Source organism: Vibrio sp. RM-69-4 (assembly GCF_024743775.1).
Taxonomy (GTDB): Bacteria; Pseudomonadota; Gammaproteobacteria; order Enterobacterales; family Vibrionaceae; genus Vibrio; species Vibrio anguillarum.
The window spans coordinates 1-9204 of record NZ_JAMQXI010000079.1 but is presented as its reverse complement, the minus strand read 5'-3'; the positions used below and the strand labels follow the sequence as shown (position 1 = coordinate 9204).

The following is a 9204-nucleotide window of genomic DNA, read 5'->3' as shown; positions in this document are numbered from 1 at the left end:
TAATGAGTTGAAAGCGCTATCAGAGTAGAGGGAAGCGTTCTAAATTGGTGGTACCAAAACTAATGGGAGTCCCTACCTAACCTCAATGATTTAGCGGGAGCTGTTCATATGTCACCTGAACATTCAATTTATGCTATACAAGCTTTTTATTGTCTCCCTTAACCATACGATTTTAGGATTCTGATTATTGCGCTTATGCCAGATCATCGTAAATGGAATCAGTAGCTTATGCTGATATTCTTGCGAAATTGGAATGGGTAGCGATACCAAGTTAGGGTGCAGTTGTTCACAATATCGCTGACAATACTTGGGTGCCGTGGTTAACATTAGATGGCTGGGCTTCTCTGCTACAAACAGCGCTTGTTCGAAGCTTGCCATTGTTAGGCTAACATTGCGCGTATGTCCCTGCTCAGCCAAAATCTCATCCAACGCCCAGCTGTCGTTCTTCTCCCATGTAACATTGATATGGGCGTAGCTTAAGAAGGTCTCCAAGTTCCATTCCTGCTCAATCGCTGGGTGGTCTTTTCGGATATACACCATAGGCAGGTCGGAAAATAGAACTTCAAAATTGATGAAATATGGCAGCAGCTCTAGCGACTCTTTAGAGCGAGGGTGGCTCTCTCGCCCCGTAAAACCGATATCCACTTCACCGCGCGTAATCGCGTCTAATGAATCGTAATCCCAATTGTGATACTTCACTTTAGAATTGGGATACGTGTCATGAATTCGTTTAGTCAGCTCATCCACCATAATGAGTGACAATGGCGACTCGACGCCAAGGTGAAACTTCACACCACTCGGCGCATCATCACCTCGTCGTGATGCAATCTGATTACCGATTTGCATCCAGTCTAACAAGCTTTCTTGCATGCTCGTCGCAAGCGTTGTTGGTTTAAGTCCCAGCGGCGTGTTCACAAATAAAGGGTCGTCAAACCAATCACGTAATTTAGCCAGTGACTTACTCACCGATGAGGGTGTTACATTCAGCTTTTTCGCCGTTTTCGTGACACTCTGCTCTTGCAAGAGCAACTGCAGAGTGAGCAATAAATTGAGATCAAGTCGGGCAAGAGATTTCTTCATGGCTTTCACTAACATTATGATATGGAAACAATACTATTAGAGAGAGGCCAATTACGCCACTCGCGACCAAGGCAATGATTAATATCATCACTACCGAGAGGCCTAAAAGCGCCATCAACCAGATAAATATTGCCGAACACGATACCTGAGCAATACCAAGCATGGAGCTTGCTAACCCAGCTTTGCGAGAGAACAAACTGAGTGCTTGACTCATTGCCACACCAAACCCCATTGAAAAGCCCATGCTGATTAAGGCGAATCCAGCCATATAGAGTGTCGAGTTATCGCCATTCAAGTGAGCCGCAAGAATGACGATAACCGACAGCAAAATGGTTACCTGAGCTGAAAACATTAATGTCGTTTGTTTGAAGTAAGAGAGGGCCACAGGCGCTGAAAATGACGTTACCATACCCACCATGGCAAGCAGTGCCATAGCAGTAGAATACTCACCTCTTGTAAGGCCAAGAATATCCATAACAATCATCGGTGAGGTATTCACATAAGAAAGAATCGCAGTCACACCCAAGGATGTGTAAATAACGCGCGAGATAAAGAAACGGTTAAACAGTGACTCATTTGAGCCGTCATTCGCAGTGATACAGTGACGCTCATTTTTAGGTAAGGTTTCCTTCAATACAAAGCAAGCTATCAAACCTATGGCTACCCCCATCAGTGCCATGGCAGTGAACAGCACAGTCCATGGAAACTTAATCATGATCAGATTACCGATAACAGGTGCTAGCACGGGAATCGAACAAGTGATGCCATTAAGCATTGAAAGCACTTTAGCCCGCATTTGGTCATCTAAGGTATCACGCAAAATAGCGAAGGCTACAACGTAGCAACATGCCGCTCCAACGCCTTGGAAGAAACGCATAACTAGGAAGCTATCACTGGTTTCCGCTGAACCCGCCAACGTCGAAGCAAGCGAGAAGATCACTGCCCCACACATGGCGACAGGTTTACGGCCAAAATGGTCAGCAGCTCGTCCTACAAACACCATAGTAGAAGCCATACCCGCAAGATAAACAGAAAAGGCGATATGAAGTTGGGATTCACTTGCAGAAAGATCGTTGGCAATTTGTGGCAAGGCAACCAAATAGAGATCGATGGCAGTGGGATAGAGCAGCACAAAGGCAAAGCTGCATAGCAGATATCGGGATACATTAGCCGCTGGTTTCATGGTGGTCTCGTAAGTGGTTGGGTTTACGAGGATAATATGAGACATCTCTGAACTTGGCGCGTTACCTTTATGACAACAGGTATTTCCATTTACTACATTAGTAAATGAAATGTGTGGGTATGTCAGGGATTTACGTTAGTAAGGCCCCCTGTTTTTCATACATGCTTGATTTTTCCTTGAGCTACTACGCCTTTTCTGTTTATTGGTTCAATAAACAAACATTCATGCTCACCAACCGCGAACATGAATGTTCAGACTTTATCTAACCTAGTTGCGCTTACTGTTCTAGTCCTGCCTGCAGAATACGGAATGCCGCTTTCACTCGTTCCTGATTTGGGTAGTTTTTATTGGCAAGAATCACGATACCCGATTCTTTGCTTGGAATGTAGACCACGTAAGCACCAAACCCACCGGTCGAGCCTGTTTTGTTGACCCATACTCCGTTCGTTAGTGGTGTCGGCGGCGTGTTTATCTGGATTGTTTGAGGCTTAATGATTACGTCCGTCGAATTGCCTTCTAAAAGGGCACTGAGCTGACTGGGATACGGGTACATCTCCCACGCCAAACCTTGCATAAAAGTACTGGACTGATAGAAGCCAGTCCTGTTATTGACCAGTGCTTGTTGCATATCGGTTGCGACTACGGCCAACCCCAGATTAGCTTTGATGTACTGTACCATGTCCGAACTGGTGGACTTGACTCCATACGCCTCTGCATCCAGTACGCCCGGATTCACTCTCACGGCTTCGCCGTTCGCGTTATAGCCAAACGCATACTCTTTCATTTTGTTATCCGGCACATGGATGTAGGTATTGGACATACTCAGTGCTGGGAACACATTTTTTTCCATAGCAGACACGTAGTCCTCTTTCAGGCTTAATGCGGCTATATAGCCAAACAAACCGATACTGGGGTTCGAATAGACTCTTTTAGTGTTGCTTGGGTACACTTCGTCCCAATTTCGATAGTACTGAACCATATCCTGATTGTTTTTCACCGTATCTGGAAACTGCAACGGCAACCCGCCTGCGATGTACGTTCCTAACTCTTGCAAGGTTCGTGCACCGATGGTGCTGCCTTTTAGTTCTGGCATGTGTTGCTCCGCAGTATCCGTTAACGACAGTTGCCCCTTCACCTGCGCGTAGCTCGTCAATGTGGCTGCGAATGTTTTACTGACAGAACCCAACTCAAAAATCGTCGCTTCAGACACAGGCTGGTTTTGCGCTGTATCAGCCACACCGTAATTGTAAAAATACGTCTTCCCCTCAACGACAACACCAAACGCCATACCCGGAATATGATAGTTCTGCATCAATGCTTGAGCCTGTTTATCGACCTCGTTTTTTAATTTTTCTCCCACACCAGCCGCGCGAACGTTAGGCGCAAACAACATAGCCAGAGCTATTGTATTGATGGTTAGTCTTCTTACACACATTGAAGTTAATCTCTCCATTGATAAGTTTTACTTATTGTTTTTAATATATATCACCATAGGACACGCTAATCATAAAAATAGATCTATAAGAGAACAATGTGTTAAAACTAAATCCAGCCATAAGTTTAACTAAGATCTAATCATGAACATCACACATTTACCGCTGAATGCACTGAGGGCATTTCTTATCTCTGCTAAGCATTTAAACTTCACAAAAGCAGCTATCGAGCTCTGTGTCACGCAGGCGGCGATCAGTCAGCAGGTTAAGATGTTGGAGCAGCAACTGGGGGGAGCGCTGTTTTACCGTCTTCCGCGGGGATTAGCGCTGACCGATGAAGGAATGATGTTATTGCCGGTGGTTAAAAATGCGTTTGACAGTATGACCGATACGCTAGAGATGCTTGAACAAGGAATTCACCGAGAAGTGGTCAGTGTTGGTGTTGTGGGCACCTTCGCTCTGAACTGGTTGCTCCCAAGAATTAAAGACTTTAATGAACGTTTTCCTTATATCGATGTCAGAATCTCGACCAACAACAACGTGGCTGATCCCGTGTCCGAAGGGCTGGACTTCTTTATTCGTTATGGCAAAGGCAGATGGCATGCGACCGAAGCAGAGCATTTGTTTCCTGCCCCTTTAACCGTGCTTTGCAATAAAACGATCGGCCATCACTTAGAGAAACCGCAGGACATTCTGGGCTACACTTTGCTCCGTTCATATAATCCTGAGGAGTGGTCGTTGTGGTTTCAACAAGCCCGTATATCGCTACCTAAGTCCAGGCTCAATAGCATTACCTTTGACTCATCCATTTCGATGATTGAAGCAGCAATTCAGGGACTAGGGATTGCATTAGCGCCTCCCGTTATGTTTGAAAAGGCACTCATTGAAGAGAAGCTCATTCAACCCTTCGATATCTTTCTCAACAGCGGATCCTACTGGCTAACAAGACTCCAAAGTCAAACTGAGACCAAAGCGCAGACTCTATTCAAGCAGTGGATCCTGGAGTGTTGCTGATGGTGAACGGGTATTAATTCTGAAACGTCCAGCTGTCAGGCCATCAAAATAGCGGACATCGATGTTAGCCACCTATGGGATCAAACATCCGAGAGTTCACTGCCCGAAGATCACTATCCCACTCTTCAGTTGTGGTATAGCGCGTGACGCAACCGCATGGATTACAGTGCTTAAAGCTAATGCACTTGCCTCCATGTTCGTAACTCCCAAGACCAAACTGCTTGACTTTAGTGAATGAGAATAGTTGGCTATCTCAAATAGAGGTTGTTTGCCATACATCTACTAATTTATTGAGAGCTGGTAATTGCTCGTGAATGTGTAGAGCGCATCTAACGCAGTAAGCCTTGTTCCCTATCTTAAAGCCTGAACCCAAGCGTTCGGGCTTTTGTCTTTAACACACTGACTGATAAGTAAAAATAGAGTTTGCTACTCGCTTGAACAGATATGACCTCTAGTTACTTAGTATTAGAAATAGTGTGTTTTAGGTTTTACTAAACTATCTTTAACAGCATAACAATATTCATATAAACGAATGGCTTTAATGATTGTGTTTGGAGAGCGCATTTATGCAGTGGATTAAAGACTTATCGATTACCCAAAAAATGATTTCGCTAATTACGCTAATGCTGTGCCTAATTGTTGGTGTTGCAAGTTTTAGTGCTTTAAAAATGAATCGTATTGCGCTCGAAATTGAAGAAATCGCGGATGAAAGTATTCCTTTAATCCGGTTGACGTCGGATATCACCATCAAACAGTTGGAAAGCTCGATCGTGTTAGAAAAGGCTTTTCGACTGGCTAAAATCCCTGTCGAAGGCAACTCACAAGCGCTGAAAGACCTTACTCAGAAGACAGAAAACATCGCAAAAGTGTTGGAGTCTGAATTGATACAAGCGAAGCAAATACTCAGTGATGCAAAGAAGCATCGTCAAGCGAAGGGTGTTGATCAAGAGAGCCAAAACCGATATCAAACATTTGAAGCGTTAGAACGTTCTTATCACCAGTATGAGGTGGCTTTATTTCAATTACTCAAGCGCTTAAATAGTAATGAGCCAGTAGAACAACTTGCGCCGCAAGCACTCGCACTAGAAAATATGCAAAAGTCATTTAATACCGAAATTGAATATTTTCTACGCGATTTAGAGCAAAAAACAGCAACCTCTATTCTTATTACTGAGGATGAAGAACACAGAGCATTGCAAGGCACAATAACATTAGCTGTCGTTTCGATAATTCTTGGCCTTGTGATGGGGACGTTACTCAGCCGTCAAATTGTTCGCTCTGTACTAAAAGTGAGAAATATAGCGGCTAAAATGGCAAATGGTCATTTTGATCAGCACATTGTGCCAGAGTCAAAAGATGAGATCGGCCAGTTGACGCAAAGTATGAACACCATGGCGGACTCGTTGAGTAAAACCGTTGGTGAGGTGATTCAAAGAGCAAACAGCATTGCAGGGCTGGTGACGGAATTAAATGTGTTGGCAGAGAATAACCGTAAAGCGATGCTTGTACAGCAAGAGAGCACTCAGCAAGTTGCGGCTGCAATGGAGCAAATGGCATCAACGATCACAGAAGTGGCGAGTAATGCTGAAGGTGCTGCGGAGTCGACTACTCGTGCAGATAACAGCGTTAAAGCGGCTTGTGAAACGACAGATGTGACACAAAAAATCTCCCATAAATTGGTGATTAACGCGGCTAACTCACAGAAAATGATCTTAGAGTTACAAGACAGCACACATAAAATTCAGAATTTCGTTTCAGTAGTTGATTCGATTTCAGAGCAAACCAATTTGTTGGCACTCAACGCTGCAATTGAAGCGGCAAGGGCGGGTGAACAAGGAAGAGGATTTGCGGTTGTGGCTGATGAAGTGCGCGCTTTGGCGTCTCGCAGCCAAGAAGCGACTCATGAAATCAGCAGTTTGATCCAAGTGCTGGTGAATAAAGCTCAAATTGCTGCAAAATCGATAGAAGATAATGACCAGCAGATCAGCGAATCATCAACACTCGTCGATAGTGCAAAAGCTCAGCTCTATTCGATAGCGGGAGCGTTAGACGAACTGATGCAATCGAACTTGCAAGTCGCCTCCGCCAGCGAGCAGCAAGCCGTGAGTGCTGAAGAAGTCAGCCAAAATTTGTTGGGTATTCGTGATTCAGGCGACAAAGTATTAGTGAGCACAGAAGAAACCGCTAACGCTAGTAATGATTTATCACAGCAAGCCAATGATTTAAAAGCGTTAATGAGCAAATTTAGTGTGCGTAAATTAGCTTAACGTCAATAGTATTAGGATAGAAGAAAGGGCGACGTTGCTGTTCGCCCCTCTGATATTAATTATCTCTTCAATGTGCTGAGGACTTTGACCTTAGCAAAGGCATGGGTCTTTTTAACGAATATGGTTTTGACGTATGTAGCTTTGACGTAGACGTATATAGCTTTAACGGACGTAACTGCTTAATCTGGATTGCTTGTTTCTTCGCCCATTGAATATGACAAATCTCCATTGCCAAACCAAACGCCATCGCAAAATAGACGTAGCCTTTATTGATGTGCAGCTCAACACCTTCCGCGATTAACAAACCGCCCAGCATCATTAAAAACAGTAATGCCAGCGTTTTAAAACCCGGATAACGGGTGACTAAGGCGTTAATGCGCGCTGCGGTTAATATCATGATCACCGCAGACGCTAAAATGGCCGCGACCATGATAGGAATGTCGTTAGTTAGACCCACCGCAGTGATTACCGAATCCATGGAAAATACCGCGTCAACCGCGACAATTTGCAGTAATACGACCGCAAGGCCAGCACTTACTGTCGTCGTATGTGAATGCTCATCAGGCATTAGCCAGTTCCACAACTCTTTTGCTGCTTTGAATAACAGAAAAGCACCGCCGAAGATGAGGATAAAATCTCGTCCAGATAATTCGTTGCTAAACCAAACGACTATCGGTGCAGTTAACGACATCAGCCAACTGATAGAAAAAACCAAACCAATCCGAGCGGTAACTGCTAACAAAATGCCTAAGTTACGCGCAAGCGGCCGCTGCTGAACGGGGAGTCGTTCACATAAGACGGAAATGAACACTACATTATCAACGCCAAGAACCACTTCTAAAGCAAGCAGTGTGGCAAATATCGCCCAAGTTTCGGGTAGTAGGAAGAGTTCTAACATGTGGCCTCCTTAAATAAGGGGGCACGGTGAAGGGGGGAATCAGTAAATATTGGTCGCCTGAAGGGGTCGTCCATTGTCAATAAAAGCCTCTGTTGCTAAGGAAGCGACAGTAAATCATTGACTGAACCACAAGGCAAGAGGGCGATTTGTAACAAAATACATATTCATCTTATCGAACAACGCCCTGCGAGTGATTTGTTCGCTCGCAGGCGATTGCATCATTCAAAATGATGAGTCTTATTTAAATCACGCTTTGCGATAGAACCTTAGTTTGTCGTGTTGATGAGGTGGCGCATAGTTGAACACTGCTTTCCGGGGTAACCAGGCAGAGCCTTAGCTGCTGAGCTACATGCCAGTTGTGCCGCTTGTTCGAGTCGTTCTGGGAGCGTACTCGCATTGACTGGCACCCAATTCATTTGCTCCCCAAGCCAGCTAGCCCAAGCAAACTCAACAAAATAAACCTGTTCATGCTTGCTGTAATAACCGGCATCTTGTAGTTCACCAGCCAAAGAGCGGTAGGGGTAGTCGGGTAGCTTACTTATGTGTGCAGGTAATTGATCGGGAGTTAGCGGAGCTCCTTTTTCATCGCTCAGCCATGCCCAGTGGTTGCCTTGCATGTCTTGCCAAAAACTCTCCTTGTTGTCGAGGTGAGCAAGGATGTGGACGGTCACCTCTTTCACACCTTGCTGCCAAAGCGCCTTGGTTAGATGATGTCGGTCAACCAACCAATACTGGCCATCAGCATCTACGATTACCGGAATCTTTTTCTTTTTCATGTACTTCTTAAGTTGTGCTGGGCTTTTTGTCGCCAGTTTGGCTTGTGTTTTATCAACTTGTTGTTGACCAACCCCGGCCTGAGTGGGGTGTAGCTGATTAATATCTAGGTTGCACCAGTCCCCGATGCCACTGTCTGTCCCGCAAGGAGCGAGTGCCCATGCTCCCTGACTGATGATTGCGGCGGCAAGCAATATCCATCCTTTGCTCAACATATTATTCCTTTTGAATGATGACGGTACCAATGCAATCAAATGCATTGTTGATTATTCAATATGTAAAAGTGAAAGCTTAGCCTTCACCGACCCTCTGCCTTGCATTGTAGGAGTTTGAAGCCTAACGGTACAGAAAACATCGATAAGGTGTTGGAGAATTTATCATTCGGTATATAGTTTAATAAAAATCATAGGGTTACAGTGAGGGTGTAAAGTTATAACTTTGAATGAATGCATTAACGTTTATCATTTTGAGTGTGTTTCAGAGTCGAGTGATTAGCGAGCCGTCAACACACTTTTGCCCCGTTATGTTCCTCCCCCTTTCAAGGGGAGGTTAGGA

The 9204-nt window shown here is 44.7% G+C and carries 7 protein-coding genes; 2 read left to right on the top strand and 5 right to left on the bottom strand.

Annotated elements, in window-relative coordinates; all coding sequences use genetic code 11:
• Window positions 1-123: 123 nt before the first annotated feature.
• The 3 genes from yidZ to ampC all read right to left on the bottom strand — a co-directional run bounded on the left by yidZ (window position 124) and on the right by ampC (window position 3698).
• Window positions 124-1080 (bottom strand): HTH-type transcriptional regulator YidZ, encoded by a 957-nt coding sequence (gene yidZ / locus NB504_RS17230; RefSeq protein WP_258429437.1) that lies wholly within the window; start codon window positions 1078-1080, stop codon window positions 124-126.
• A complete protein-coding gene (locus NB504_RS17225) occupies window positions 1055-2263 on the bottom strand; it encodes an MFS transporter (RefSeq protein WP_258429439.1) in 1209 nt (402 codons plus the stop codon). Before NB504_RS17225 ends, yidZ begins: the two co-directional genes overlap by 26 nt.
• Window positions 2264-2540: 277 nt before the next feature.
• Entirely contained in the window at window positions 2541-3698 is a 1158-nt protein-coding gene (gene ampC / locus NB504_RS17220; RefSeq protein ID WP_258429435.1) for a class C beta-lactamase, read from the bottom strand.
• A gap of 142 nt (window positions 3699-3840) precedes the next feature.
• On the opposite strand from ampC, the gene NB504_RS17215 reads away from it, so the two are divergent.
• Together NB504_RS17215 and NB504_RS17210 are read left to right on the top strand one after the other, a co-directional pair.
• On the top strand, window positions 3841-4710 hold the full coding sequence (locus NB504_RS17215; RefSeq protein WP_094133833.1) for a LysR family transcriptional regulator: 870 nt from the start codon (window positions 3841-3843) through the stop codon (window positions 4708-4710).
• A 566-nt stretch (window positions 4711-5276) separates the two neighbouring features.
• Window positions 5277-6977: a methyl-accepting chemotaxis protein gene (locus NB504_RS17210; protein ID WP_258429434.1), complete on the top strand. Its 1701-nt coding sequence runs from the start codon at window positions 5277-5279 to the stop codon at window positions 6975-6977.
• A gap of 67 nt (window positions 6978-7044) precedes the next feature.
• Here NB504_RS17210 and NB504_RS17205 read toward each other — a convergent pair whose 3' ends face one another.
• Together NB504_RS17205 and NB504_RS17200 are read right to left on the bottom strand one after the other, a co-directional pair.
• Window positions 7045-7875 (bottom strand): TerC family protein, encoded by an 831-nt coding sequence (locus NB504_RS17205; protein WP_017050009.1) that lies wholly within the window; start codon window positions 7873-7875, stop codon window positions 7045-7047.
• Window positions 7876-8141: 266 nt separating this feature from the next.
• Window positions 8142-8864, bottom strand: coding sequence for a ParB-like protein (locus NB504_RS17200; protein WP_222715543.1), 723 nt, complete (start codon window positions 8862-8864; stop codon window positions 8142-8144).
• Between the last annotated feature and the right edge of the window lie 340 nt (window positions 8865-9204).

Excerpts from the sequence above, each read along its gene's own strand:
- NB504_RS17210 (WP_258429434.1), top strand. The coding sequence starts at position 5,277 with ATGCAGTGGATTAAAGACTTATCGATTACCCAAAAAATGATTTCGCTA.
- NB504_RS17215 (WP_094133833.1), top strand. The coding sequence starts at position 3,841 with ATGAACATCACACATTTACCGCTGAATGCACTGAGGGCATTTCTTATC.
- NB504_RS17205 (WP_017050009.1), bottom strand. The coding sequence starts at position 7,875 with ATGTTAGAACTCTTCCTACTACCCGAAACTTGGGCGATATTTGCCACA.
- yidZ (WP_258429437.1), bottom strand. The coding sequence starts at position 1,080 with ATGAAGAAATCTCTTGCCCGACTTGATCTCAATTTATTGCTCACTCTG.
- ampC (WP_258429435.1), bottom strand. The coding sequence starts at position 3,698 with ATGTGTGTAAGAAGACTAACCATCAATACAATAGCTCTGGCTATGTTG.
- NB504_RS17200 (WP_222715543.1), bottom strand. The coding sequence starts at position 8,864 with ATGTTGAGCAAAGGATGGATATTGCTTGCCGCCGCAATCATCAGTCAG.
- NB504_RS17225 (WP_258429439.1), bottom strand. The coding sequence starts at position 2,263 with ATGAAACCAGCGGCTAATGTATCCCGATATCTGCTATGCAGCTTTGCC.